The 23883-nt window shown below is 65.4% G+C and carries 26 protein-coding genes; 16 read left to right on the top strand and 10 right to left on the bottom strand.

The annotated features are described in order from the left end of the window. Nucleotides 1-15 precede the first annotated feature (15 nt). The 5 genes from ABLE85_RS08755 (at nt 16) to ABLE85_RS08735 (ending at nt 4036) form a co-directional block, all read left to right on the top strand. Nucleotides 16-840, top strand: a complete 825-nt coding sequence (locus tag ABLE85_RS08755) for a YmdB family metallophosphoesterase (RefSeq protein WP_348792325.1) — start codon at nt 16-18, stop codon at nt 838-840. A gap of 66 nt (nt 841-906) precedes the next feature. Continuing rightward, entirely contained in the window at nt 907-1668 is a 762-nt protein-coding gene (locus tag ABLE85_RS08750) for a TerC family protein (protein WP_348792324.1), read from the top strand. Nucleotides 1669-1790: 122 nt separating this feature from the next. Continuing rightward, entirely contained in the window at nt 1791-2540 is a 750-nt protein-coding gene (locus ABLE85_RS08745) for a YebC/PmpR family DNA-binding transcriptional regulator (protein ID WP_348792323.1), read from the top strand. Then, on the top strand, nt 2537-2842 hold the full coding sequence (locus ABLE85_RS08740) for a SelT/SelW/SelH family protein (protein ID WP_348792322.1): 306 nt from the start codon (nt 2537-2539) through the stop codon (nt 2840-2842). The genes ABLE85_RS08745 and ABLE85_RS08740 overlap by 4 nt, the downstream gene beginning before the upstream one ends. 120 nt (nt 2843-2962) lie before the next feature. After that, complete coding sequence (locus ABLE85_RS08735; RefSeq protein ID WP_348792321.1) at nt 2963-4036, top strand: D-alanine--D-alanine ligase family protein; 1074 nt, start codon at nt 2963-2965, stop codon at nt 4034-4036. Between the two features lie 92 nt (nt 4037-4128). Here the strand turns inward: ABLE85_RS08735 and rpmE are convergent, their stop codons facing one another. Then, on the bottom strand, nt 4129-4350 hold the full coding sequence (rpmE, locus tag ABLE85_RS08730) for a 50S ribosomal protein L31 (RefSeq protein WP_348792320.1): 222 nt from the start codon (nt 4348-4350) through the stop codon (nt 4129-4131). Nucleotides 4351-4541: 191 nt separating this feature from the next. Between rpmE and ABLE85_RS08725 the strand changes: the two genes are divergently transcribed. Then, the gene (locus ABLE85_RS08725) at nt 4542-6344 is read left to right on the top strand and encodes an ABC transporter transmembrane domain-containing protein (protein ID WP_348792319.1); all 1803 of its coding nucleotides are present in this window, start codon (nt 4542-4544) and stop codon (nt 6342-6344) included. Nucleotides 6345-6441: 97 nt separating this feature from the next. On the opposite strand, the gene ABLE85_RS08720 is transcribed toward ABLE85_RS08725, so the two are convergent. The 8 genes from ABLE85_RS08720 to ABLE85_RS08685 form a co-directional block, all read right to left on the bottom strand. Next, nucleotides 6442-7926 carry a carboxypeptidase M32 gene (locus tag ABLE85_RS08720; protein WP_348792318.1) on the bottom strand — a complete coding sequence of 495 codons (1485 nt, stop codon included), beginning with the start codon at nt 7924-7926 and terminating at the stop codon, nt 6442-6444. 85 nt (nt 7927-8011) lie between these two features. Beyond that, nucleotides 8012-9040, bottom strand: coding sequence for a peptidoglycan -binding protein (locus tag ABLE85_RS08715; RefSeq protein WP_348792317.1), 1029 nt, complete (start codon nt 9038-9040; stop codon nt 8012-8014). A gap of 1 nt (nt 9041) precedes the next feature. Further along, nucleotides 9042-10061 (bottom strand): MotA/TolQ/ExbB proton channel family protein, encoded by a 1020-nt coding sequence (locus ABLE85_RS08710; RefSeq protein WP_348792316.1) that lies wholly within the window; start codon nt 10059-10061, stop codon nt 9042-9044. Nucleotides 10062-10204: 143 nt separating this feature from the next. Next, nucleotides 10205-10909 carry a hemolysin III family protein gene (locus ABLE85_RS08705; RefSeq protein ID WP_348792315.1) on the bottom strand — a complete coding sequence of 235 codons (705 nt, stop codon included), beginning with the start codon at nt 10907-10909 and terminating at the stop codon, nt 10205-10207. A gap of 84 nt (nt 10910-10993) precedes the next feature. Continuing rightward, on the bottom strand, nt 10994-11794 hold the full coding sequence (locus tag ABLE85_RS08700) for an inositol monophosphatase family protein (protein WP_348792314.1): 801 nt from the start codon (nt 11792-11794) through the stop codon (nt 10994-10996). Nucleotides 11795-11818: 24 nt separating this feature from the next. Then, nucleotides 11819-12385 (bottom strand): elongation factor P, encoded by a 567-nt coding sequence (gene efp, locus ABLE85_RS08695; protein ID WP_348792313.1) that lies wholly within the window; start codon nt 12383-12385, stop codon nt 11819-11821. 138 nt (nt 12386-12523) lie between these two features. Next, nucleotides 12524-13594 carry a tetratricopeptide repeat protein gene (locus ABLE85_RS08690; protein WP_348792312.1) on the bottom strand — a complete coding sequence of 357 codons (1071 nt, stop codon included), beginning with the start codon at nt 13592-13594 and terminating at the stop codon, nt 12524-12526. A gap of 13 nt (nt 13595-13607) precedes the next feature. Then, nucleotides 13608-14279: a thiamine phosphate synthase gene (locus tag ABLE85_RS08685; protein WP_348792500.1), complete on the bottom strand. Its 672-nt coding sequence runs from the start codon at nt 14277-14279 to the stop codon at nt 13608-13610. A gap of 266 nt (nt 14280-14545) precedes the next feature. Here ABLE85_RS08685 and opgC point away from each other — a divergent pair, with 266 nt between their 5' ends. The 9 genes from opgC (at nt 14546) to ruvB (ending at nt 22025) form a co-directional block, all read left to right on the top strand. Continuing rightward, nucleotides 14546-15745: an OpgC domain-containing protein gene (gene opgC, locus ABLE85_RS08680; RefSeq protein WP_348792499.1), complete on the top strand. Its 1200-nt coding sequence runs from the start codon at nt 14546-14548 to the stop codon at nt 15743-15745. A 120-nt stretch (nt 15746-15865) separates the two neighbouring features. Then, the gene (locus tag ABLE85_RS08675; protein ID WP_348792311.1) at nt 15866-17506 is read left to right on the top strand and encodes an acyl-CoA synthetase; all 1641 of its coding nucleotides are present in this window, start codon (nt 15866-15868) and stop codon (nt 17504-17506) included. A gap of 183 nt (nt 17507-17689) precedes the next feature. Beyond that, nucleotides 17690-18091 (top strand): hypothetical protein, encoded by a 402-nt coding sequence (locus ABLE85_RS08670; protein WP_348792310.1) that lies wholly within the window; start codon nt 17690-17692, stop codon nt 18089-18091. A gap of 358 nt (nt 18092-18449) precedes the next feature. After that, entirely contained in the window at nt 18450-18983 is a 534-nt protein-coding gene (locus tag ABLE85_RS08665) for a DUF1465 family protein (protein ID WP_348792309.1), read from the top strand. 90 nt (nt 18984-19073) lie between these two features. After that, complete coding sequence (gene ruvC, locus ABLE85_RS08660) at nt 19074-19586, top strand: crossover junction endodeoxyribonuclease RuvC (protein ID WP_348792308.1); 513 nt, start codon at nt 19074-19076, stop codon at nt 19584-19586. A 61-nt stretch (nt 19587-19647) separates the two neighbouring features. Continuing rightward, nucleotides 19648-19911, top strand: coding sequence for an AbrB/MazE/SpoVT family DNA-binding domain-containing protein (locus tag ABLE85_RS08655; protein WP_348792307.1), 264 nt, complete (start codon nt 19648-19650; stop codon nt 19909-19911). After that, on the top strand, nt 19889-20323 hold the full coding sequence (locus ABLE85_RS08650) for a type II toxin-antitoxin system VapC family toxin (protein ID WP_348792306.1): 435 nt from the start codon (nt 19889-19891) through the stop codon (nt 20321-20323). Before ABLE85_RS08655 ends, ABLE85_RS08650 begins: the two co-directional genes overlap by 23 nt. Continuing rightward, nucleotides 20324-20944 carry a Holliday junction branch migration protein RuvA gene (ruvA, locus tag ABLE85_RS08645; RefSeq protein WP_348792305.1) on the top strand — a complete coding sequence of 207 codons (621 nt, stop codon included), beginning with the start codon at nt 20324-20326 and terminating at the stop codon, nt 20942-20944. It abuts the gene before it with no gap. A 43-nt stretch (nt 20945-20987) separates the two neighbouring features. Then, nucleotides 20988-22025 (top strand): Holliday junction branch migration DNA helicase RuvB, encoded by a 1038-nt coding sequence (gene ruvB / locus ABLE85_RS08640; RefSeq protein ID WP_348792304.1) that lies wholly within the window; start codon nt 20988-20990, stop codon nt 22023-22025. 51 nt (nt 22026-22076) lie between these two features. On the opposite strand, the gene ABLE85_RS08635 is transcribed toward ruvB, so the two are convergent. Continuing rightward, nucleotides 22077-23294 (bottom strand): cellulase family glycosylhydrolase, encoded by a 1218-nt coding sequence (locus ABLE85_RS08635; protein ID WP_348792498.1) that lies wholly within the window; start codon nt 23292-23294, stop codon nt 22077-22079. Nucleotides 23295-23415: 121 nt separating this feature from the next. Between ABLE85_RS08635 and ybgC the strand changes: the two genes are divergently transcribed. Beyond that, nucleotides 23416-23883 carry a tol-pal system-associated acyl-CoA thioesterase gene (ybgC, locus tag ABLE85_RS08630; RefSeq protein WP_348792303.1) on the top strand — a complete coding sequence of 156 codons (468 nt, stop codon included), beginning with the start codon at nt 23416-23418 and terminating at the stop codon, nt 23881-23883.

The following is a 23883-nucleotide window of genomic DNA, read 5'->3' as shown; positions in this document are numbered from 1 at the left end:
TAGGATCAAGCTTTCATGAGACTTCTTTTTCTCGGTGACATGGTCGGAAAGTCCGGCCGCACGGCGGTCTGGGAAAGGCTGCCGGGGCTGATCTCCGACTTCCGGCTCGATTTCGTCATCGTCAACGGCGAGAACGCCGCCGGCGGCTTCGGCATCACCGAGGAGATCTTTCGCGAGACGCTGAATGCCGGCGCCGATGTCGTCACCACCGGCAACCATGTCTGGGACCAGCGCGAGGCGCTGACTTTCGCGCCGCGCGAGGAGCGCTTCCTGCGCCCGGTCAATTTTCCCAAGGGCACGCCGGGGCGCGGCTCCGGCCTCTACATCGCCAAGAACGGCGCGCGCGTGCTGGTCTCCAACATCATGGGCCGCGTCTTCATGCACCCCGAACTGGACGACCCGTTCCAGGCGGTCGAACGCGAGCTTGCGGCCTGCCCGCTGGGCGAGCAGGCGGATGCGGTGGTGATCGATTTCCACGCCGAGGCGACCAGCGAGAAGATGTGCTTTGCCCATTTCGTCGACGGGCGCGCCAGCCTGGTCGTCGGCACGCACACCCACCAGCCGACCGCCGACCACCAGATCCTCAATGGCGGCACCGCCTATCTGACGGATGCCGGCATGTGCGGTGACTACGACTCCTCGCTCGGCATGGACAAGGAAGAGCCGCTCAACCGCTTCCTCTCCAAGGTGCCGAAAGGGCGCTTCGAGGCGGCCAGTGGCCCGGCCACCATCTGCGGGGTCGGCGTCGAGATCTCCGACAGGACGGGGCTTGCTGAAAAGGTCGCGCCGCTGCGGCTCGGGCCCCGGCTTGAAGAAACCGTGCCTTCCTTCTGGTCGTGACGTTGAAGTAGGGCAGGTGCCTACCTACCTCTGCCGGACATCATCCGGACAGGGACCCCACCTTAGATGCCGATCATCGAGTTTCTGGCGCCGCATTTCGCCTTTCTGAGCGAACCGACGGCCTGGGCAGCCCTTGTCACGCTCGTGGTGATGGAGGTCGTGCTCGGCATCGACAACCTCATCTTCATCTCGATCCTCACCAACAAGCTGCCGAAGGAACAGCAGTCGCGGGCACGCCGGCTGGGCATCGGTGCGGCGCTCATCATGCGGCTGCTGCTCCTGGCGACGATCTCCTTCATCGTGCAGCTCACCACGCCGCTCTTCACCGCCTTGGGCCACGCCTTCTCCTGGCGCGACCTCATCCTGATCGGCGGCGGCCTGTTCCTGGTCTGGAAGGCGACGCGGGAAATTCACCACACGGTCGACCCGCGCAACGGCACGGAGCACGACATCGTCGGCGGCACGCTGAAGCTCAGCCTGGGCGCGGCGATCCTCCAGATCCTGCTGCTCGACCTGGTGTTCTCGGTGGACTCCATCATCACCGCCGTCGGCATGACCGACGAGATCGTCATCATGTACATCGCCGTCATCGCCGCCGTCACCGTGATGCTGGTTGCGGCCGATCCGCTGGCCAGGTTCATCGCCGCCAACCCCAGCATCGTCATGCTGGCGCTCGGCTTCCTGCTGATGATCGGCATGACGCTGATCGCCGATGGCATGGGCTATCACGTGCCCAAGGGCTATATTTACACGGCGATGGGTTTCTCGGCTCTGGTCGAGGCGCTCAACATGCTGGCCAGGCGACGAAAGACCAGTGGCGAGCATTGACTTTTCGCGCTTTGCCGGCGCCCACCCGGTGGCGGCAAAACGGTTTTTCTGGACGTCCAGCGGCGATTTATCTATAAGCCGGCCCATTCCAGATAGCCGAATTCAACGACAGCAGGGGTTCCATGGCTGGCCATTCACAATTCAAGAACATCATGCACCGCAAGGGTCGCCAGGACGCGGCGCGGTCCAAGATGTTTTCCAAGCTCGCGCGCGAAATCACGGTTGCGGCCAAGCAGGGCCTGCCCGACCCGGCGATGAACCCGCGCCTCAGGCTGGCGATTCAGAACGCCAAGGCCGAGTCGATGCCGAAGGACAACATCCAGCGCGCCATCAACAAGGCCTCGGGCGGCGACGCCGAGAACTATGAGGAAGTGCGCTACGAGGGCTACGGCCCGGGCGGCATCGCCGTCATCGTCGAGGCGCTGACCGACAACCGCAACCGCTCCGCCTCCAACGTCCGCGCCGCCTTCACCAAGGCCGGCGGGGCGCTCGGCGAAACCGGCTCGGTGTCCTTCATGTGGGACCGCGTCGGCGAGATCGTCTATCCGGCGTCGGCCGGCAGCGCCGACAAGGTGATGGACGCCGCGATCGAGGCTGGCGCCGAAGACGTTCAGTCCGACGAGGACGGCCACACCATCCTCTGCGCCTTCGAGGACCTGGGCGACGTCTCCAAGGCGCTCGAAGCCTCGCTTGGCGAAGCCAAGTCGCTCAAGGCGATCTGGAAGCCGCAGAACAACATCCCGGTCGACGAGGATCGCGCTCAGTCCATCCTCAAGCTCATCGCAACCCTCGAGGACGACGACGACGTGCAGAACGTCTACGCCAATTTCGAGGTCGACGAAGCAACGCTCGCCAAGCTCAGCGCGGCATGACGACGCCTGCGCCGAAGGCCCGTGTCGCCATCACCTATTGCACCCAGTGCATGTGGATGCTGCGCGCGGGCTGGCTGGCGCAGGAACTGCTCTCCACCTTCGGCACCGATCTCGGCGAGGTGGCGCTCGTGCCCGGCACCGGCGGCATCTTCGAGATCACTTGCAACGGCGAGCTCATCTGGGAGCGCAAGCGCGACGGAGGCTTCCCGGAAGCCAAGGTGCTCAAGCAGCGCGTTCGTGACATCATCGATCCCGAGCGCGATCTCGGCCATTCCGACCGCAAGGCCGCGGACTCGGTCTGAGTGCGTCCCGGACGTAGGCGGCAAGATAAGCCGACGCTTTGCCACAGATAAGCGCCAATCGCCTTCCATTCGATATTTGCCCTGATCTTGGGGGCGACAATTCATCGAGGGGAACCAAGCATGACATCGAGACCACGCGTTGCAGTTCTATTCGGCGGTCGCTCCGCCGAGCACGAGGTTTCCATCCTCTCCGCAAGCAACGTGGTCAAGGCAATCGACGCCGCCACATACGAGGTCGTGCCTATCGGCATCGGCCGCGATGGCCGCTGGTTCCTGACCTCGATTGGTCCGGACGGTGCATTGCCCAAGGTGCCTGAAGGCGGCACCGAGGTGAGCCTCCTGCCCGGCGGCAAGGGCCGTCTGGTCGCGGTTCCCAACGGTGGTGCGCCCTTCGAACTTCCGAAGATCGACGTCCTTTTCCCCGTGCTGCACGGCCCGTTCGGCGAGGATGGCACGGTGCAGGGCCTGGCCGAGGTTGCCAACGTCCCTTACGTCGGCTGCGGCGTTCTGGGCTCGGCCAACGCCATGGACAAGGACGGTGCCAAGCGCCTGATGAAGGAGGCCGGGCTGCCAGTGGCGCGCGCCGTCACCGTGCATGCCGGCGAGCGGCCTTCCTTCGATGCGGTCAAGGCGGAACTCGGCCTCCCGGTCTTCGTCAAGCCGGCGCGCCAGGGCTCTTCGGTAGGTGTCAGCAAGGTCGAGACGGCCGCGCAGTTCCAAGCCGCGCTGGACGAGGCCTTCAGGCACGACCGCAAGGTGCTGGTCGAGGAATTTATCGCCGGCCGCGAAGTCGAGTTCGCCGTGCTCGAGCAGGTCGACGGAACGCTGATCGCTTCAGTGCCGGGCGAGATCGTGCCGGCCGCGAGCCACGGCTTCTATACTTACGACGCCAAATATGTCGACGCCGACGGGGCTGCCCTGCGCATTCCTGCCGAGCTGCCGGAGGCGGCGACCAGGGCACTGCAGGAGATCGCCCGCAAGGCATTCCTGGCGCTCGGCTGCGAGGGCATGGCGCGCGTCGACTTCTTCGTCCGTGCCGACGGCAGCGCGCTCGTCAACGAGCTCAACACCATTCCCGGCTTCACCAATATCAGCATGTATCCGAAGACGCTTGCCGCCAGCGGCATCGCCTATCCCGATCTCGTCGGCCGGCTGATCGAGCATGCCGTGGCGCGCTGGCAGCGGCAGGGCTGACACGTGACGGCTCGCGATGACGACGCCATTCGCGGACAACAAAAAACCCGCCTCGAGGGCGGGTTTTGCAATCAGCGGCGCTGCAGACCGGCTTAGATGCCGAGGCCTTCGTAGCGCTTCTTGAACTTCGACAGACGGCCGCCGCGGTCGAGCAGGGTCTGCGTACCGCCGGTCCAGGCCGGATGGGTCGACGGGTCGATGTCGAGGTTCATCGTGTCGCCTTCGTTGCCCCAGGTCGAGCGGGTCTGGTACTCGGTGCCGTCGGTCATGACGACCTTGATCATGTGGTAGTCGGGATGGATATCGGCCTTCATCGCACTTTTCCTGCTTTTGGGCGCGGTTCGCGGCTTGCGCCTGCGGCGATGCGCCTCTTTTGAAAACTCAAAGCCGCAGCTAATGAAGGGCCGCGGCTTCTAAAACGGTCGGCGTGCCTATACATCAGGCAAAAATGAATCACAAGGCCGCACCGGCGGTTTCGGGCCGCGCGACCGAAAGGACGGACATCATGGCTGAAACAGAGCGGAACGTGGAAAAGGAAACCCGTCGCTCCCTCAAGCCGCTGCAACGCCTTTCTCCCTATATCATGCGCTATCGCGGCCTCGTCGTGGGCTCCGGCGTGTCGCTGGTGATGGCCGCGGCCACCACGCTGACGCTGCCGATCGCGGTGCGGCGGATGATCGACCACGGCTTCTCCGCCTCTGATTCGGGCTTCATCGCCAACTATTTCTCCATGCTGGTGCTCATGGCGGCGCTCTTGGCGCTCGCCTCGGCCTGCCGCTACTATTTCGTCATCACGCTAGGCGAGCGGGTGGTGGCCGACATCCGTCGCGACGTCTTTTCGCACGTCACCGGCTTGTCGGCGGCCTTCTTCGACACTGCTCAGTCGGGCGAGATCGTGTCGCGGCTGGCGGCCGACACCACGCAGGTGAAGTCTGCGGTCGGCGCCACCGCTTCCGTTGCGCTGCGCAACGTCATCCTCTGCTTTGGCGCCATCGGCATGATGGTGGTGACCAGCCCCAAGCTTTCCGGGCTGGTGCTGGCCGCCATCCCGGTCATCGTGCTGCCGCTGGTGGCTTTCGGCCGCTCTGTGCGCCGCAAGTCGCGCACCGCGCAGGACACGCTGGCCGACGCCACGGCTTACGCCAGCGAGCAGATCGGGGCCATGCGCATCCTGCAGGCCTTCACCAACGAGAAGCTGGTCACGGGCCGCTTCGCACGCGCCGTGGACATCTCCTTCGAGGCGGCGCGCTCGTCCATCTTCGCGCGCTCCTTCCTCACCTTCTTCGCCATCTTCACCATCTTCGCCTCGGTGGTGGCGATGCTGTGGTTCGGCTCGCGCGATGTGCTGGCCGGAACCCTGTCTGCCGGCACGCTCGGCCAATTCCTGCTCTATTCCGTCTTCGCCGCCGGCGCGCTCGGCGCGCTGTCGGAGGTCTGGGGCGACCTGAGCCAGGCCGCGGGTGCAGCCGAGCGGCTCACCGAGATCCTCGCCGAGAAGCCGCAGATCGCCACGCCGGCCAATCCTCAGCCGCTGCCGGCGAAGGCCGAGGGCCTGGTCGAGTTCCGCGACGTCTCCTTCACCTATCCGGCGCGACCGGACCGGCCGACGCTGCACAATGTCAGCTTCACGATCCAGCCGGGCGAGACGGTCGCCATCGTCGGCCCGTCGGGCGCCGGCAAGAGCACCATCTTCTCACTGATCCTGCGCTTCTACGATCCCGACTCGGGCTCGGTGCTGGTCGATGGTGTCGACGTCGCCAAGGCCGATCCCCAGGCCGTGCGCGGTCGCATCGCAATCGTGCCGCAGGACGTCACCGTGTTCGCCGCAACGGCGGGCGAGAACATCGCCTTCGGCCGGCCCGGTGCCACATCGGAAGAAATCCGGGCGGCGGCGCGCGATGCGCTGGCCGACGAGTTCATCGAGAAGCTCGAGAAGGGCTACGACACGCAAGTGGGCGAGCGCGGCGTAATGCTGTCGGGCGGTCAGCGCCAGCGCGTGGCGATCGCGCGCGCCATCCTGCGCGACGCGCCGATCCTGCTGCTCGACGAGGCGACCTCCGCGCTTGACGCCCAGAGCGAGACGGCCGTGCAGACCGCGCTGGAACGGCTGATGAAGGGCCGCACGACAATCGTCATCGCCCACCGGCTCGCGACCGTGCTCAAGGCCGACCGCATCCTGGTCATGGATGGTGGCCGCATCGTCGAAGAGGGCACCCATGCAGCGCTGGTGCGCCAGGGCGGCGTCTATGCCGAACTCGCCAGGCTGCAGTTCGAGAACGGCGCGACGGCTTTCCAGGCGGCGGAATAGGATCGCTGGCGATCTTCTCCCCCGAAACGGGGGAGACGTGACGAGCGGAGCGAGGCGGAGAGGGGGTGTTGCGCAGGCAACAACTGGCCGGGAAGGATCAAGCCCCGTAGCGCTGCTTCAGATGCTCGGTGAAATACTTAGCGTTCAGCTTTTCGCCCGTCGCGCGTTCCAGAAGCTCCGGCGTCGAATAGCGCGAGGCCTGCGACCAGATGTTGTTGCGTCGCCAGGCGTTCACCGTCTGGAAATCGCCCCTGGCGATCTCGCCGTTCACGGCCGGATGCTGCCGCGTCAGCGCCGCCCATTGCTGCGCCGCCATCATGGCGCCCAGCGTGTAGGAGGGGAAATAGCCGAAGGCCGCGCTCGGCCAGTGCACGTCCTGCATCGGCCCGTCGGCGGGGTTGTCGATGGTGGAAAGGCCGAGATAGTCGCGCATCTTGGCGTCCCACGCCTCCGGCAGGTCGACCGGGCTCAGCTTGCCGCTCACCAGTTCCTGCTCCAGCTCGAAGCGCAGGATGACGTGCAGCGGATAGGTCACCTCGTCGGCGTCGACGCGGATCAGGCCGGGCTCCACGCGGTGGACATGGGCGAGGATGTCTGCCTTGTTCCAGTGTTCGCCAAGGTGCTGCTCGACCAGCGGCAGCCCCCAGTCCCAGAAGGCCGGGTTTCGGCCAAGCTGCTTTTCCACGAACAGGCTCTGGCTTTCGTGCACGGCCATGCCGCGCGCCTTGCCGAGCGGCCAGTGCGACCACTCCTGCGGCAGGTTCTGCTCGTAGAGCGCGTGGCCGGTCTCATGCAGCACGCCCATCAGCGAGGATAGGAAATCCGTGGTCTTGTAGCGCGTGGTGATGCGCACGTCGGTCGGCACGCCGCCGCAGAACGGATGGTGCGAGACGGACAGGCTGCCGCGCGTCAGGTCGAAGCCCACAGCCGCCATCATCGCAAGGCCCAGCTCGCGCTGCCGTTCGATCGGGTAGACGCCGGAAAGGGGTTTGAGCGGCGTCTTTGCCAGTCGCTGCGCCTGCGCCTCCAGCGCTTCCGGCACGAAGCCCTTCAGGAAGCGCTTCAACTCGTTGAAAACCGCTGCGATGTCGGCGGCGCGGTTGCCGGGGTCATACTGCTCCATCAGCGCGTCATACGGCTGAAGGCCGAGCGCGTCGGCGCGCATGGCGGCTTCCTCGCGCGTCAGGGCGATCACGCCTTCCAGCGCTGGGAGAAACCCCGCCCAGTCGTTCTTGGCGCGCAGGTCGCGCCACAGCTGCTCGCAGCGCATGCGCGCCACCGTCTGCCGCTCCACGAATTCGGAGGGCAGGCAGGTCATGTTGGTATATTGCCGCTTGAATTCGCGCAGTGCGGTCTGTTGGTCGACGTCCAGCGCCTCGCCTTCGGCAGCGCCGATCCAGTCGGCGATTTCCGGTGCGGTCGCCTGGCGATGGTGCATGCCGGCGATGGCCGCAATCGCCTCGGCGCGCTTTTCGCCGCCGCCCACCGCCATGTGGGTCGCCTCGTCGGCACCGAGAATGGCCAGCGCGTGTTCCAGCGCCTCGAGTTTGCGGCCGAGCTGGTCGAGCTTTGCGAATGACATGGTGCCTCCGGGATAAGATTCAGGCCGGTGAGAGGACACCAATGCATGGCCGCTGGCAAGCCCTTGCCGGCGGCAGTCGGGCGCCTCAGCGCTCGGTCAGTTTCAGCTCGATGCGGCGGTTGCGCGAGCGCGCCTCGTCGGTGTCGGCCGCGTCCAGCGGCTGGAACTCGCCGAAGCCCGCCGCCACCAGCCGGTTGGCCGGCACGCCGTTCTCGATCAGGAATTTTACCACCGAGGTCGCGCGGGCCGAAGACAGTTCCCAGTTGTCGCGGTAGCGCCCGTTGCCCGAAAGTGGCCGGTCGTCGGTATGGCCGTCCACGCGCAGCACCCAGTTGATCTCCGGCGGGATCTCCTTCTGCAGCTCGATGATGGCGTCGGCCAGCTTCTTCATCTCGGTGCGGCCGGCCTCGTTGATGACCTCGGAGCCGACCGGGAACAGCACCTCAGACTGGAACACAAAACGGTCGCCGACGATGCGGATGTTCTCGCGGTCCGACAGGATCTCGCGCAGGCGGCCGAAGAAGTCCGAGCGGTAGCGGTTCAGCTCCTGCACACGCTGGGCCAGCGCCACGTTGAGCCGCCGGCCGAGATCGGCGATCTTGGTGTTGGACTCGCGGTCCTTGGTCTCGGAGGCCTGCAGCGCATCTTCCAGCGCGGCGATCTGCTTGCGCAGGGCCGAAATCTGCTGGTTGAGAAGCTCGACCTGCGACAGCGCCCGCTGGCTGATCTGGCGCTGGTCGTCGAGTTCCCCCGACAGCGCGCCGATGCGCGCGTCGGCGGCCGCGCCCGCGCCGGAGCCCTGCTCTAGAAGCTGCTCCAGCCGGGTCTTCTCGGCCTCGGCGGCCGAGAGGGAGGCCTGCAAATTGGCGAGCGAATCCTGCGCATCCTGGGTGTTGGTCTTTTCCAGCGCCAGAAGCTGCGTCAGCTCGTTGATCTGCGAGTTGAGGCGGTTCAGCACCTCGTCCTTGCCGGTGATCTCGCGGCTGAGCAGGAACTGTGCCAGCACGAAGACGGAAAGCAGGAACATGATGGCCAGAAGCAGCGTCGACAGTGCGTCGACGAAGCCCGGCCAGTAATCGATGCGGCGGTCGCTGCGGCGGCGGCTCAGCGCCATGTCAGCCGTGCTCCCGCGTCTTCAGTGCCTCGGCGATCTTTTCGAGCGTCGCGCGCATGGCCTTCTGCTCCTGCGACTGCGCTTCCACCCAGTCGCGCATGATCTGCTGTTCTGAGCGCATGTTCTTGACCAGGCCGGAAATGCCGTCGGCGAGATTGGCCATGGCGGTTGCCACGCGGGGGCTGGAGCCGCCGCTTTCCTGAAGGCCGTGCAGCCGCTCGGTCAGCGCCTTTATCTCCTCCGAGGAGTTTCCGCGCGCCGGGTCCGGGGTCTGGATGTCGGACGACAGGTCAGTCACCGACGACAGCCAGTTTTCCAGCTCGGTGTAGAAGCGCGTCTGCGCCCGGCCCGCCTGCAGGTCGAGGAAGCCCAGCACCAGGGAGCCGGCGAGGCCGAACAGCGAGGAGGAGAAAGCCGTGCCCATTCCGGCCAGCGGCGCCGCCAGCCCGGCCTTCAGCGCCTCCAGAACGGCGGCGGTGTCGCCGGTGCCGGGATCGAGCGACTGGATCGTGTCGCCGATGGAGCCGATCGTGTGCAGCAGGCCCCAGAACGTGCCGAGCAGGCCGAGGAACACCAACAGGCCGATGAGATAGCGCGAGATGTCGCGGCTTTCGTCCAGGCGCGTGGCGATGGAATCGAGCATCGTGCGCATCGAACTGGTCGAGAAGGCCATGGAGGACGAGCGGCCGAGCAGGGCCTTCATCGGTGCCAGCAGCACCGGCGTCGTGGTTTCCGACCCGGCGCGGAAGGAGTTCACCCAGCGCACTTCGCGGAACAGCCGCGTCACCTGCAGGAAGGCGAGCAAGATGCCGATAAGCAGCACCCCGAGGATCAGCCCGTTGAGGCCGGGATTTGTGGAGAAGGCGCTCGTGATCTGCCTGGTCAGGATCGCCGCGATGAAGGCGACGATTGCCAGGAAGATCAGCATCGAGAGGAGGAAGACCTGCGGGCTCGACAATTTGTGTGGATCATAATCCGCATCGGAAGTTCCGCCTGCCCTGAATTTTCTCAGCAATGCCATTCGTACCCCGCTTGTCCGATGCGCCTCGCGCGCATGCGCCAAACTGCCCTCGACTCTAAACGGAAATGTGACGAAATTGAAAGACGCTTACTGGCCTAGCCGACCAACAAGCGAAACTTAGCACCAGCCGGGGCCGGATCGACCTACAGCCGGTTGACCACCAGGCAGTCGATGAGCGCGGCGAAATGCAGGCCAGCGCCCGTCACCACGAAGCCGTGCCAGACCGCGTTCTGGAAGCGCAGGCTTTGCCAGGCGAAGAACACCACGCCGCAGGAATAGACGATGCCGCCGGCCAACAGCAGGCCGAGCGTCACCGGCGGCAGCGTTTCAAGCACGGTCTGTGCCACCATCACGCCGCTCCAGCCGATGGCGAGATAGAATAAGACGGCCAGGCGGTCGAACCGGCCGGGGAAGAACATTTTCAAGGCAATGCCGACGGCCGCCGCCGACCAGACCAGCCCGATCATACGGGCAGCAAGGCCCGTGTCGGCAAGCTGGGTGAGAAACGGCGTGTAGGTGGCGGCGATGAGAAGGAAGATAGCGGCGTGGTCGATGCGGCGCAGAATCCACTTTACCGGCGAGACCGGCCACAGATTGTAGGTGAGCGAGATCGACAGCACCGCCAGCAGCGAAACGACGTAGGAGATCGCGGCGGCATATTCGCCGGGCCTGGTGTGGAAGGCCGCCAGCGCGAGCATGGCCGAACCGGCCGCGATCGCCAGCACGATGCCGACCGCGTGAACGATGCCGTCGGCGATCAGCTCGGCGCGCGAATAGTGGAAGCGTCCTCCAACGGACGCGCCGGCAACGGCAGTCAGGTGCTGGCCCGGTTCGGGTTCGGCTTCCATGATGGCCGACTATGCCTGTCGGCCTTGGACTTTTTCAAGGCATTATGCGTGCCGGATGCGCCGGCACGTCGCGCTTGGACCTGCTCAGCGCGAGGTCACCGGCTTCTTCAATGTCTTCAGCAGCGCGCGGTGGATCAGCTCGTTGCCGGCCACGATGGTGCCGTTGTCGAGCATGCTCGAGCCGCCGTGCTTGTCGGAGACGAAGCCGCCTGCCTCGCGGATCATCAGGATGCCGGCCGCCATGTCCCAGGGCGCCAGGGGCTCTTCCCAGAACCCGTCCAGACGGCCCGCGGCGACATAGGCGAGGTCGAGCGCGGCCGAGCCGATGCGGCGGATGCCGGCGGTCTCGCCCATGACGTTGCGCAGCTCGAGCAGGAAATTGCCATGGTGGCCGCGGCCCAGATGCGGGATGCCGGTGCCGATGACGCAATCGGTGAGCTTGTTGCGGGCGGCTACCCGCAAGCGGCGGTCGTTGAGGAAGGCGCCGCCGCCGCGCTCGGCCGTGTAGAGCTCGTCCATCGCCGGGTTGTAGATCACACCGGCCACGAGCTGGCCCTGACGCTCGAGCGCGATCGAGATCGAGAACATCGGCAGGCCGTGCAGGAAGTTGGTGGTGCCGTCGAGCGGGTCGACGATCCAGCGATGCTGGTCGTCCTCGCCGTGGACGACGCCACGCTCTTCCATCAGGAAGGAGTAGCCGGGCCGCGCCCGCGACAACTCGGTGTAGATGATCTCCTCGGCCTTGCGGTCGGCCTGGCTGACGTAGTCGCCGGGGCCTTTGAGCGAGACCTGGAGGTTCTGCACCTCGCCGAAATCGCGCGCCAGCGAACGCCCGGCCTTCATGGCGGCCTGAACCATGACATTGAGGATCGCTGAACGCGCCATTTTGGGAAACTCCAGAAACCGCGCTTAGTCTGCGCGGCGGATGTAGGTGATTTCGTTGGTGTCGACGATGATGCGCTCGCCGGACGCGATGAAGGGAGGAACCAGAACGCGGATGCCGTTCTCGAGCACTGCCGGCTTGTAGGAAGAAGCGGCCGTCTGGCCCTTCACCACCGGGTCGGCTTCGGTGATCGTCAGCGTCACCTGGTCGGGCAGCGCGATGCCGATCGGCTTTTCCTCGTAGAGCTCCACGGTCACCATCATGCCGTCCTGCAGGAAGGCGGCGCGCTCGCCGACGAAGTCCTTGTTGAGCTCGAGCTGTTCGTAGCTCTCGGTGTCCATGAACACCAGCGATTCGCCCTGTTCGTAGAGGAAGGAGAAGTCCTTCTGCTCAAGGCGCACCTTCTCGACCGTCTCGGCCGAGCGGAAGCGCTCGTTGAGCTTGGTGCCGTTGATCAGGTTCTTCAATTCGACCTGATTGTAGGCACCGCCCTTGCCGGGCTTCACGTGGTTCGTCTTGACCGCTACCCAGAGACCGCCGTCATGCTCGATGACGTTGCCGGGACGGATTTCATTGCCGTTGATCTTGGCCATTGGTGCACTGTTCCGGAAAGTTTGCCCGCCCGATCGGCGGTTTCGGCGCTTCCAAGACCACAATTTGTGGGGAGAGGCAAGAGACAGGCACAAAACCGGCGCGCTCACCGGCGCGTTTTTGATCTTAATTCGGCGTGTTCAGCGCAGCCGGTTGGCTTTGTACAGCGCCTGTTTCATCTCGTCCTCGGCGAGGCCGTCGAGGAAGCCGTCCATCACTGGGTCGGTCAGCCCCGCGCGCCGCGCCAGTATGTACCAGGCGGCCGCGCTGATCAGATCGGGATCGGTGCCCAGCCCGTTCCAGTAAAGCTTGGCGAGCCGGTTCTGTGCCGCGACATTGCCGCCGCTGGCCGCGCGCAGCATCCAGGAAAAGCCTTCCTTCTCCTCGCGGGGGCCGCCGCGCCCGCTCACCATCCAGGTGGCGAGATCGAGCTGCGCGGTGTCGTAGCCCTGCTGTGCTGCCAGCAGCAGCCAGCGCCGCGCCTCGACGTCGTCCTGCTTCTTGCCGCCGGCGCCATTGGCGTAGAGCTGCGACATTGCGTATTGCGCGTCGGCAACTCCGGCTTGGGCCGCGCGCTCGTAATAGACGGCCGCATCCTCGAGCCCCTTGGCGCCCGCATCGCGCTCGACCAGCATCTGCGCGAAATTGAACTGCGCCAGCGGGTTTCCGCCCTCGGCCGCCGACTGCATCAGCGCGAAGGCGGCCTTGGGGTCCTTCTCGACCAGGCTGCCGTCGAGCAGCAGCAGCGCATACTGGAACTGGGCTTCGGGAACGCCCTGCTCAGCAGCCAGGCCATACCACTTGGCTGCCGCCTTGCCGTCGCGCCCCACGCCAAGGCCGCGCGCTAGGATCTCGGCGACCAGCGTCTGCGCAGCCGCGTCCCCGGCTTCCGCGCGCGCCAGCGCCAGATTGTAGGCGGTCTTGTAGAGGCCGCGCTGGTAGGCGCCGTAGGCCGGGTCGGTCTTGGCGCCGCCGAAGCGGTCCTGGTCGGGCTCGCCGCCGGTGGCCTTGCCGGCTCCAAAGCGCTGCGGGTCGATCGCGTCGGTTGGGGCCGGCAGCGGCGTCATGTCCTTTGGCGCCGGCGTCGTCGTGGGCAGCGGCTTCGGTTCGGCCGGCGCGGCTGCGCCTCCCGCGGCCATCGCCACGGTCGGAACCAGCGCCAGCGTCAGCGCCATCAAAAGCGCGGAACGGGAGTTTCTCGAAGCCGTCACGACTGTCCCTCAGCTATTCGGATTCGCGGAAATCGAAGCGCGGCGCGGTGTCGTCGAGAATGGCATTGGCCCGGGCTATCGCCTGCTCGGGGTCGACGCCGTCACCGAAAACCGCGCTCGACAGCGCCACGAAATCGGCGCCGGTAGCGGCCACCACCTCGACCGAGGCGATGTCGGAGCCTGCCATCACGATGCAGGGGATCTCGATCATCTCCGCCCACCAGCGCCCGAGCGCCAGGTTGCGGTTGTGCGGCTCCGGCTTGGTGTCGTAGCCGAAGCGGCCGAAGAACATATAGTCGGGCCGCGCCTCGCCGAGTTCGAGCGCGTCGTCGCGCGTCTTGGCGCCGCCGGCGCCCACCATCATCTTCGCCTGGTGACGCTCGATCGCTTCTTCCAGCTCTTCGCGTCCGTATTCCAGGTGGATGCCGTCGGCGCCCACCCGCCCGGCGATGCGCGTGTCCTCGGCGATGATTGCGGCGATGCCCGCCGCCTGCGCCACCGGAACGATCCGTGCGGCAAAGGCCTGGAAGGCGGCTTCGTCCCGGTCGTAGGCCGGCAGGATGAGCGAGGCGATGTCGCCGCCGGCGATAGCCTGGCGCAGCCGGCTTTCGAAATCGGCCGGCGTCTCTCCGGCCGGAGCGATCAGCACGATGCGGCAGCGATTGGGCGGGGTGGCGTCGGTCATCATGGCGTTCCAGTGTTTATGCCCCATGCAGGGCGATCATGGTTGGATTTTGGCATAGAGGAAGACGAGCGGCTTGGATAGCTTTGCCGTTCGGCCCCCTGGGCGCGACGATTGTTTCACTTGCAAAACATTTTTTGAGGGTGTTAGGCCGAACTTGCGCTTCTTATCTGCGTTGCTCCGCCTTACAGCACGGCCCGACATGGCATGCACGCGCCACCGGCGTCGGGCTGTCGACATTTGCAATGCGTATCGGGTTTCATGGCGGCATGACCACATCAGCACCATCCCAGCGGGACACCCGCATCGACGTGTTCCGCGCGCTGGCGCTGCTGACGATCTTCATCAATCACGTGCCCGGCACGGTCTACGAGTACATCACGCACAAGAATTTCGGCTTCTCGGATTCGGCCGAGGCCTTCGTGCTGATCTCTGGTGTTGCTATAGGGCTGGCCTATGGCACCAAGTTCAAGCCGGGCAGCCGCCTGCTGATGACGCTGAAGGCCTGGCGGCGCGCCGGCGTGCTCTACGTCACCCACGTCATGACCACGGTGGCGACGCTGGCGATCTTCGCTGGTGCCGCGGTCTATTTCGCGCGCCCCGATCTGCTTACCGTCATCAACATCCAGACCGTCGTCGAGGACACGCCGCGGGCGCTGTTCGGCATCGCCACGCTCGGCCACCAGCTCGGCTACAACAACATCCTGTCGATGTATGCCGTCGTGCTTCTCATGCTGCCACTGTTCCTGCTGCTCGCCAGCGTCAGCCTGCGCCTGACGGTCGCGGTCTCCGGCCTGCTGTGGCTCGTCGTGGGCATCTACGAGATCGCGCCGTTCAATTTCCCGACGCCCGGCTACTGGTTCCTCAACCCCTTGTCCTGGCAGTTCCTGTTCGTCATCGGCTTCGCCGCGATGATGCATGTCAAGCGCGGTGGCGAAATCCCGTTCAAGCCCTGGCTCGCCGGCATCGCGGCTGCCTATACGCTGCTGGCGCTCGCCTGGGTGCGCGTTCCCCTGTGGGGCGTCGACATTTCGTTCGGCCTGCCCGCCGTCCTGACGGGCTTCAACAAGACCTTCCTGTCGCTGCCGCGCCTGGCCCATGTGCTGGCGCTCGCCTATCTCATCGCGGTCATCCCGGCCCTCTCGAATCTGGCGCGCACGCGTTCCGACAACCCGCTGGCCATCCTCGGCCGGCATTCGCTGCCGGTCTTCGTCGCCGGCACGCTGCTGGCGATGATCGGCCAGGTGATGAAGACCGTCAGCCCGGGCGGCCTGCTCTACGACACGGTGCTTATCTCGACCGGCATCGCGCTGCAGTTCGCGCTGGCCTACTATCTCGACTGGCTCCCCAGGATCGGCTGGGGCGGCCGCAAGCCGGAGCCGTCGACCGAGGCGGCGCGAGCGGCCGGGTCGCGGCCGATGGCCGGCAAGGTTCCTGCCGTGGCCGCCGTCCGGTCGCCCGAGCGGTAGGCGGTCCCAGGTGACCTGACGGCGCTTGCCGGCTGCATTGCCGCAAGCGGCCTCAATCCTGATGACGCGGCCGGGCGCTCCCGCTAAAGTCTCCGGAGTTCATCGCTCTCGGGGGTCTTCATGGCCAGCATCTACGACAGCGGACTTGACCGCAATCCAGCCAACCACCAGCCGCTGACGCCGCTGACCTATCTCGAGCGGGCGGCCGTCACCTATCCCGACCACGTCGCCGTCATCCACGGCTCCAGGCACGTGACCTATCGCGAATTCTGGCGACGCTCGCGCCAGCTCGCCTCGGCGCTGGCCGCGCAGGGTATCGGCAAGGGCGACACGGTGACGGTCATGCTCTCCAACACGCCGCCCATGCTGGAGGCGCATTTCGGCGTGCCGATGGTCAAGGCGGTGCTGCATTCGCTCAACACGCGGCTGGATGCGGCCATCATCGCCTTCCAGCTCGACCACGCCGAGAGCAAGCTCGTCATCGTTGACCGCGAATTCTCGGCGGTGATGAAGGATGCGCTGGCCTTGGCCAAGGTGCGGCCGCTGGTCATCGATTACGACGATCCCGATTATGCCGAGGACGCCCCATATCCGAAGGGTGAGCGCATCGGCACGCTCGACTACGAGGATTTCGTCGCTTCCGGCGACCCGGACTTCGCCTGGTCGATGCCCGACGACGAGTGGGATGCCATAGCCCTCAACTACACGTCCGGCACCACCGGCAATCCAAAGGGCGTCGTCTACCATCACCGGGGTGCGGCGCTGATGGCTTACACCAACACCATCCATGCCGGCATGGGCAAGCATCCGGTCTATCTCTGGACGCTGCCGATGTTCCACTGCAACGGCTGGTGCTTCCCCTGGACGCTGGCGGTTCAGGCCGGCACCCATGTCTGCCTGCGCTGGGTGCGCGCCAAGTCCATGTACGACGCCATTGCCGACCATGGCGTGACGCATCTGTGCGGCGCGCCCATCGTCATGTCGACGCTGATCAACGCTAAGGACGAGGAAAAGCGCGACTTTCCGCAGACCGTCACCTTCAACACCGCCGCCGCCCCGCCGCCCGAGGCGGTGCTTGCCGGCATGGCGGACGCCGGTTTCGCCGTCACCCACCTCTATGGCCTGACCGAGACCTACGGCCCGGCCGTGGTCAATGAATGGCACGGCGAGTGGGACGCCCTGCAGCCTGCGGAGCGGACGGCGAAAAAGGCCCGCCAGGGCGTGCGCTACGCCGCCCTCGAGGGGCTGGCGGTAATGGACCCGCAGACGATGGAGCAAACGCCGGCCGACGGCACCACCATCGGCGAGGTCATGTTCCGCGGCAACATCGTCATGAAGGGCTATCTGAAGAACCGGCCCGCCAGCGACGAGGCCTTTGCCGGCGGCTGGTTCCATTCGGGCGACCTCGGCGTCATGCATCCCGACGGCTACATCCAGCTCAAGGACCGCTCCAAGGACATCATCATCTCGGGCGGCGAGAACATCTCCTCCATCGAGGTCGAGGACGCCCTCTACAGGCACCCGGCTGTCGCCTCTTGCGGGGTCGTCGCCCGGCCTGACGAGAAATGGGGCGAGACGCCTGTGGCCTATGTCGAGCTGAAGCCCGGCCGCAGCGCCACCGAGGAGGAGATCATCGCCCATTGCCGCACGCTGCTTGCCCGTTTCAAGGTGCCGAAGGCGATCATCTTCGCGGAGATCCCCAAGACCTCGACCGGAAAGATCCAGAAGTTCCGGCTGCGGGAGATGACCAAGCCCCGTTGACGCGACTGCGCTGGTGTCAGTCCGCCTCATGCCGCGGGCGAGCCGAAGGCCATCCGGCAGCCTCCCCAAGAAGCCGGTGCGAACGCCCGTCGGCTCCCTGTTCGACCATCTTCGGCCGTGCTAATTTAGGGTCGCCTGAGGGATGGCCCTCGGGATTTTCGGGGAACTTGGAGGGGAACGACAATGCAGGGGGTATCACGCAACTTTTTCTTGCTTGCGATCGCCTACGCGATCTGCGGCATGCTGCTTGGGCTGGTCATGTCGATCAGCCAGGATCATACGCAAATGCCGGTGCATGCGCACGTCATGGTGGCAGGCTGGCTGATGTCGTCGGTGTTCGCCTTCTTCTACCATCTCTTCCCGGCGGCCCGCGCGTCGAGTCTCGCGCCGGTGCATTTCTGGCTGACGGCCGTCAGCGGCATCGCCCTGGTGGTGGGGCTCTTCTTCCTGCTGGCCGGCAATGCTTCCATCGAGCCGCTGGTGGCGCTGGGCTCGTTCGGCTTCTTCGCAGGCATGCTGCTGTTCGCCTGGATCGCGATACCGGCAACCCGCGTCTACCAGGTCCAGCCTGCCCCAGCGGAATGAGGGTGGGGCGTCCCTTTTTGAAACAGATGGGCCGGAAATCGCCGGCTTGTTAACCCGCCGTTAAGCATTACGAGTGTTTACTGTGGAGGTCCAGTGATCTGGATTCTTACCGAGTGGCTGGAGCCACTTCGTTTGACGCCTCCCTGTTAACTCCTGAGAGCCGCTTTCCAGCGGCTCTTTTTTTATGCCGGCTGTGCCGGCGAACGGCCAGTAGGCGCGTTAACCCTCCGTTAAACATATGCTTGCGTTCAGCCCTCGGCGGGAGCATTTTCCACACCTAAAAGACGGGCAGCAGGCGACCGACGGTGTCGGGTATGGCACCAGATCGCCAATGATGAGTGGTTGCAGAGGCATAACGATGAGCGAGCCATCGATGGGAAGTGGCAACACGATCCGCTTGGCGGAGCGGCGGGTGTTCTCGCACTCCTTCAAACCGCTCTACGACGAGGGAATGGGGCTGGTCGAGCAGACCGCCGAATATCTCGACGGCCAGGGCCGGATCGAGGCCAAGAAGCTGTCGCGGGCGGCCGCCACCCTCTATGCGGCCGAATCGATGCGCCTGACCACGCGTCTCATGCAGGTCGCGTCCTGGCTGCTGCTGCAGCGCGCCGCCAATTCCGGCGAAATGACGCGCGATCAGGTCGCGTCTGAAAAATCCAAGGTGCGGCTCGACACCGCCTCCGCGCGCGAGGATGCCACCGGCTGGGCCGAGTTGCCCGAGACCTTTGTCGACCTCGTCAACCGCTCGCTCAGCCTGCAGGCGCTGGTGCGCCGCATGGACGACGAGATCTACGGCGATCACTCCGCCTTTGCTGCCAATACTGCGCTGCGCCGCAGCAATCCGGTCTCAGACCAGATCATGCTGCTCAACACCGCCTTCGCGCGGGGCTAGGCAATCGTCCTGAAGCAGGCTTCCACCGCTTCGTTTCCGGTTTGTTCACAAAATTCTGGCACATCGCGGCGGCGGAGGTACAGTCGCCGCATGAACCAAGCGATTCGCATCATCGGAATAGACCCGGGGCTTCGGCGTACCGGCTGGGGCATTGTCGAGTCGCTCGGCAATTCGCTGCGCTTTGTGGCGGCCGGAACGGTGCGCTCCGACGACAAGGCCACGCTCGCCAGCCGCCTCTGCCAGCTGCATGACGGGCTGGCGGACGTGCTGCACCGCCAGATGCCGGACGAGGCGGCGGTGGAAATCACCTTCGCCAACAAGGACGCCACCGCCACCATCAAGCTCGGCCAGGCGCGCGGCATCGCCATGGTGGTTCCGGCCCGCGCCGGTCTGCCGGTCGCCGAGTATGCGCCCAACGCCGTCAAGAAGGCGGTGATCGGCGTCGGCCATGGCGACAAGAAGCAGATCCAGATGATGGTGAAGGTGCTGATGCCGAAGGCGATCTTCGACGGCGCCGATTCGGCCGATGCGCTGGCGATTGCCATCTGCCACGCCCATCACCGGCAGAGCGTGACCTCCCGGCTTGCCGCACTGACTGGCTGATTTGTCGATGTTCTTGACTTGTTCTGGTGTCGCGAGTAAGTAATACCGCAGAGGTATTACCATGCGCGTCACCGAAAAAGGCCAGGTCACCATCCCGAAGGAAATCCGCGAGCGGCTGGGCATCGGTCCCGGCAGCGAGGTTGATTTCGTGGAGCGGGACTCCGTCGTGGTGCTGGAGAGGCGGGAAGCTTCGACCGAGCAGAAAGAGCAGACCTTCGAGGAATGGGCCGCGAGCGTGGCAGGCACTTTCGACACCATGGGGATGGACGGAAAGGCCTATGTGGATTGGCTGCGGGGACCGCGTGAAGATCTCGACCCTCATTGACACCAATGTCCTGATCGACGTGCTGGGCCCGGCGGAGCTGGAGACGCGGCATTGGTCGCTGACCGCCCTGAAACGGGCGCTTGCTGAAGGGCCGGTTGTTTTCAGCGCGATCGTCTGGGCCGAGCTTTCAAAGCCATCTCTCGGCGAGGAGGCGCTGGCGCGCGCATTCGCCTGGCTACAGCCCGTCCGCGAAGATTTTCCTTTCGACGCCGCTTTCTCGGCCGGTGCGGTCCATACACTCTATCGCCTGCGCGGCGGAAGGCGGGAAAGAACCTTGCCGGATTTCCTCATCGGCGCGCACGCGGCGGTCGCGGGTCATCGACTGCTGACGCGCGATCCGGGTCGGTATCGCTCCTACTTCCCCAGTCTCAACATATTGAGCCCCGAAACCTATCCGCTGGAGAACGACTAGATGATCGGCAAGCTCAAGGGCACGGTGGACGAAATCGCCGAAGACCACTGCGTCATCGACGTCCACGGCGTCTGCTATGTGGCCTATTGCTCGGCGCGCACGCTGGCTTCGCTTCCCGGCGCCGGCGAGGCGGCGGTGCTGTTCATCGAAACCTATGTCCGCGAGGACATGATCCGGCTTTACGGCTTCCAGACCGCGCTGGAGCGCGAGTGGTTCCGCCTGCTGCAGACCAATGTGCAGGGCGTGGGCGCCAAGGTGGCGCTGGCGGTGCTCTCCACGCTGACCCCGAGCGACCTCGCCAATGCCATTGCGCTGCGCGACATCGCCATGGTCAGCCGCGCGCCGGGCGTGGGCAAGAAGGTGGCCGAGCGCATCGTCACCGAACTCAAGAACAAGGCCCCTGCCTTTGCCGGCGAAGCCGTGGGCACCATCGGCCTCAAGCAGGAGCTGGGCGAGGGCGTTGCGCCGGCGCCGATTGCCGACGCGGTCTCGGCGCTGGTCAATCTCGGCTATTCGCGCGACATTGCCGCCAACGCCGTATCCGCGGCTCTGAAGACGGCGGGCGAGGAAGCGGATTCGTCGAAGCTCATCCGCCTTGGCCTGAAGGAACTGGCGCGGTGAGCCTCGGCTTGTCCGTAGGCGCTGTCCATGCGAGGAGGGGCGCATGAACACCCAATCCCGTCTCATCTCGGCCGACAAGCGCGGCGAGGACGTCGATTCGACGCTGCGCCCGCAGAGCCTTGACGAATTCGTCGGCCAGGCGGCCGCGCGCGCCAATCTCAAGATCTTCATCGAGGCGGCCAAGGGGCGCGGCGAAGCGCTCGACCACGTGCTGTTCGTCGGCCCGCCGGGCCTGGGCAAGACTACGCTGGCGCAGATCATGGCGCGCGAGCTTGGCGTCAATTTCCGCTCCACCTCCGGCCCGGTCATCGCCAAGGCCGGCGATCTCGCGGCGCTGCTCACCAATCTGGAAGAGCGCGACGTGCTCTTCATCGACGAGATCCATCGCCTCAGCCCGGCGGTGGAGGAAATCCTCTATCCGGCGATGGAGGATTATCAGCTCGACCTCATCATCGGCGAGGGGCCGGCGGCACGCTCGGTCAAGATCGACCTGGCGAAATTCACGCTGGTTGCCGCTACCACCCGGCTCGGCCTGCTCACCAACCCGCTGCGCGACCGCTTTGGCATTCCGGTCCGGTTGAACTTCTACACTGTCGAGGAGCTGGAGCTGATCGTCCGGCGCGGCGCGCGCATCCTTGGCCTGCCGATGGGCGACGACGGCGCCGTCGAGATCGCCCGCCGCTCGCGCGGCACGCCGCGCATTGCCGGCCGGCTGCTGCGCCGGGTACGTGACTTCGCCACCGTGGCCGGCGCCGAGATCGTCAACCGGAAGATCGCCGACGAGGCGCTGTCGCGGCTGGAGGTTGACGCGCTCGGGCTCGACCAGCTCGACCGGCGCTATCTCTCCATGATCGCGATGAATTTCGGCGGTGGGCCGGTCGGCATCGAAACCATCGCGGCCGGCCTGTCGGAGCCGCGCGATGCCATCGAGGACATCATCGAGCCCTATCTCATCCAGCAAGGATTCATCCAGCGCACGCCGCGCGGCCGCATGCTGACGGCGAACGCCTGGAAGCATCTGGGGCTGGAAGCGCCGAGGGAACTGGTCCAGCAGCAGATCAACCTGTTTCAGGAGGAGTAGGCGCGCAGTTTCGGGCGAAAAGCGCATCCCAAAGCGCTTTGGGAGCTTCGCCTAGCGTTTCAATCCCCTCACAACGTCCAGCACGTCCGGCTCGGCCCTTCGCCCGTCGAACTCGTCGACCACGCCGAACGCGCCGCCATATCCCCAGATTGCCCAGGAAAAGCCGCGGCGCTCCGCCTCTCCGATCACATCGCGAACATAGGCCGCACGGTCGTCGGCGGGCATCACATATGGATTGCCATATTCCTGGCGGATCATGCCGAACTCGCCGAGGAAGATGTCTTCCGGTTTGACGCCATGCGCCTGGGACCAGCTTTCCACGGCCAGAAAGGGCGCGTCCATCAGCCCATCCAGCTTCTTTTCCGTGTTGATGGCGGCGATCTGCTCGTCGAGATAGGCGAGCATGTCGGCCTGTCGCGCCCGAGGCGCCTCCGCCTTGATCGCTTTGCGGATCCGGGCGAGCGTGCCCCGCAAGTCGTCCCGATGCGCGTCCTCCAGGGGGAAATGCAAGCCGGTCACGTAGCGGATGAAGTCACCGGCCCAGGTCGCGCCCTGATGGGTCAGCAGGAAAGGCTCATAGGAATGGAAGGTCCAGATGACGTTGTCGTCGGGCACCTTCGCCGGATCGACCTTCGCCAACGCGTTCGCACTCGAATAGCAGCCGCCGCTCAGCACAAGCGTCAGCGGCGGGGCCGAGGCGCGGGCGGCGGCAAACAGCCGCTGCAGCCTTTCTGGCCAGAGATTCGTCTTGTCGTCCCCGCAGTCGATCACCGGCTCGTTCATCGGCTCGAAGGCCACCAGCGCGGGATCTTCCTTAGCAAGCAGCCGTGCCGTCTGCCGCACCACTTCGACATAGGCGTCGAACTGCTTTTTGTCCTCCATCACCTCGGCCATGCCGATCGAGCGGCTGCCGCCGGACGGCACCAGATGTATGTCCACCACCACTTTGAGCCCGGCCGCGTTGATCATGCGCACCGACTCCAACACCGAGGCGAACAGTTTTTCTCGCAGCGGCAATGTCTTGTCGGAAAGGAAGGGCGCCGGATCGACCGGCATGCGCACGAAGTCGAACCCGGTTTCCTTCAGCAGCTTGAGGTCGGCGGTGCCCTCGGTCTTGCGCCACTCGGGAAAAGGCAGGATGGCGTCTTCGTCACCCCAGCGGCTTTCGTCCGGCCAGGTGGTCCAGATGTCGAGGTTGATGCCGCGTTTCATCGAAAAGCTGGCCGCCTGCGCCGTCGTGCCCAATGCGACCATCAACGTCAGCGCCATCAGCGCGGCCTTGAATACCCCCGGCGATGTCATTCGGGATGCCATCTCGCCTTCCCAAAGCCCTCTCGACGGCGCCACTTTCGCACGATACCTGTCGGCTTGATAGCGAAAGGGAAGCACGATGGACGATCATGGTGAACGCGAAAGGCTGACGGCTGGCATCGCCGGCGAGCTGACGCCGTTCGGCCACCGCCTGATGGCGCGGGTCTATTACGCCGACACCGACTTCTCCGGTGTCGTCTATCACGCCCGCTACCTGGAGTTCTTCGAGCGCGGCCGCTCCGACTTCCTGCGCCTGGCCGGCGTGCATCACACCGAACTTGCCGACGGCAAGCATGGCGAAAAGCTGGTCTGGATCGTGCGGCGGATGGAGATTGATTTCCGCAGCCCCGCCCGCATCGACGACATCCTCACCGTCGACACGCGCACGGAAGAGATTTCCGGCGCGCGTATCCGCATGGCGCAGCAGTTGAAGCGCGACGACGAGGTGCTGGTGGAGGCCAAGGTGGAGGCGGCGATCATCGGCGAAAACGGCCGCCCGCGCCGCTTCCCGCGCGAGTGGATCGAGGCGTTCATGCCACGCGGCTGA

This window comes from Mesorhizobium sp. KR1-2 (genome assembly GCF_040045035.1).
Classification (GTDB): domain Bacteria; phylum Pseudomonadota; class Alphaproteobacteria; order Rhizobiales; family Rhizobiaceae; genus Pseudaminobacter.
The sequence above is the reverse complement of the archived record's forward strand: the minus strand, read 5'-3'. Positions and strand labels throughout refer to the sequence as shown.

Bases quoted from the DNA above. Each gene is read 5' to 3' on its own strand.
- ABLE85_RS08655 (WP_348792307.1), top strand. From the start codon at position 19,648: ATGCGCGTCACCGAAAAAGGCCAGGTCACCATCCCGAAGGAAATCCGC.
- ABLE85_RS08750 (WP_348792324.1), top strand. From the start codon at position 907: ATGCCGATCATCGAGTTTCTGGCGCCGCATTTCGCCTTTCTGAGCGAA.
- ruvA (WP_348792305.1), top strand. From the start codon at position 20,324: ATGATCGGCAAGCTCAAGGGCACGGTGGACGAAATCGCCGAAGACCAC.
- ABLE85_RS08710 (WP_348792316.1), bottom strand. From the start codon at position 10,061: ATGGCATTGCTGAGAAAATTCAGGGCAGGCGGAACTTCCGATGCGGAT.
- ABLE85_RS08700 (WP_348792314.1), bottom strand. From the start codon at position 11,794: ATGGCGCGTTCAGCGATCCTCAATGTCATGGTTCAGGCCGCCATGAAG.
- ABLE85_RS08740 (WP_348792322.1), top strand. From the start codon at position 2,537: ATGACGACGCCTGCGCCGAAGGCCCGTGTCGCCATCACCTATTGCACC.
- ruvC (WP_348792308.1), top strand. From the start codon at position 19,074: ATGAACCAAGCGATTCGCATCATCGGAATAGACCCGGGGCTTCGGCGT.
- opgC (WP_348792499.1), top strand. From the start codon at position 14,546: ATGACCACATCAGCACCATCCCAGCGGGACACCCGCATCGACGTGTTC.
- ABLE85_RS08720 (WP_348792318.1), bottom strand. From the start codon at position 7,926: ATGTCATTCGCAAAGCTCGACCAGCTCGGCCGCAAACTCGAGGCGCTG.
- ABLE85_RS08665 (WP_348792309.1), top strand. From the start codon at position 18,450: ATGAGCGAGCCATCGATGGGAAGTGGCAACACGATCCGCTTGGCGGAG.
- ruvB (WP_348792304.1), top strand. From the start codon at position 20,988: ATGAACACCCAATCCCGTCTCATCTCGGCCGACAAGCGCGGCGAGGAC.
- ABLE85_RS08715 (WP_348792317.1), bottom strand. From the start codon at position 9,040: ATGGCGCTGAGCCGCCGCCGCAGCGACCGCCGCATCGATTACTGGCCG.
- efp (WP_348792313.1), bottom strand. From the start codon at position 12,385: ATGGCCAAGATCAACGGCAATGAAATCCGTCCCGGCAACGTCATCGAG.
- ABLE85_RS08745 (WP_348792323.1), top strand. From the start codon at position 1,791: ATGGCTGGCCATTCACAATTCAAGAACATCATGCACCGCAAGGGTCGC.
- ABLE85_RS08635 (WP_348792498.1), bottom strand. From the start codon at position 23,294: ATGGCGCTGACGTTGATGGTCGCATTGGGCACGACGGCGCAGGCGGCC.
- ABLE85_RS08675 (WP_348792311.1), top strand. From the start codon at position 15,866: ATGGCCAGCATCTACGACAGCGGACTTGACCGCAATCCAGCCAACCAC.
- ABLE85_RS08705 (WP_348792315.1), bottom strand. From the start codon at position 10,909: ATGGAAGCCGAACCCGAACCGGGCCAGCACCTGACTGCCGTTGCCGGC.
- ABLE85_RS08755 (WP_348792325.1), top strand. From the start codon at position 16: ATGAGACTTCTTTTTCTCGGTGACATGGTCGGAAAGTCCGGCCGCACG.
- ABLE85_RS08685 (WP_348792500.1), bottom strand. From the start codon at position 14,279: ATGACCGACGCCACCCCGCCCAATCGCTGCCGCATCGTGCTGATCGCT.
- ABLE85_RS08725 (WP_348792319.1), top strand. From the start codon at position 4,542: ATGGCTGAAACAGAGCGGAACGTGGAAAAGGAAACCCGTCGCTCCCTC.
- ybgC (WP_348792303.1), top strand. From the start codon at position 23,416: ATGGACGATCATGGTGAACGCGAAAGGCTGACGGCTGGCATCGCCGGC.
- ABLE85_RS08670 (WP_348792310.1), top strand. From the start codon at position 17,690: ATGCAGGGGGTATCACGCAACTTTTTCTTGCTTGCGATCGCCTACGCG.
- ABLE85_RS08735 (WP_348792321.1), top strand. From the start codon at position 2,963: ATGACATCGAGACCACGCGTTGCAGTTCTATTCGGCGGTCGCTCCGCC.
- rpmE (WP_348792320.1), bottom strand. From the start codon at position 4,350: ATGAAGGCCGATATCCATCCCGACTACCACATGATCAAGGTCGTCATG.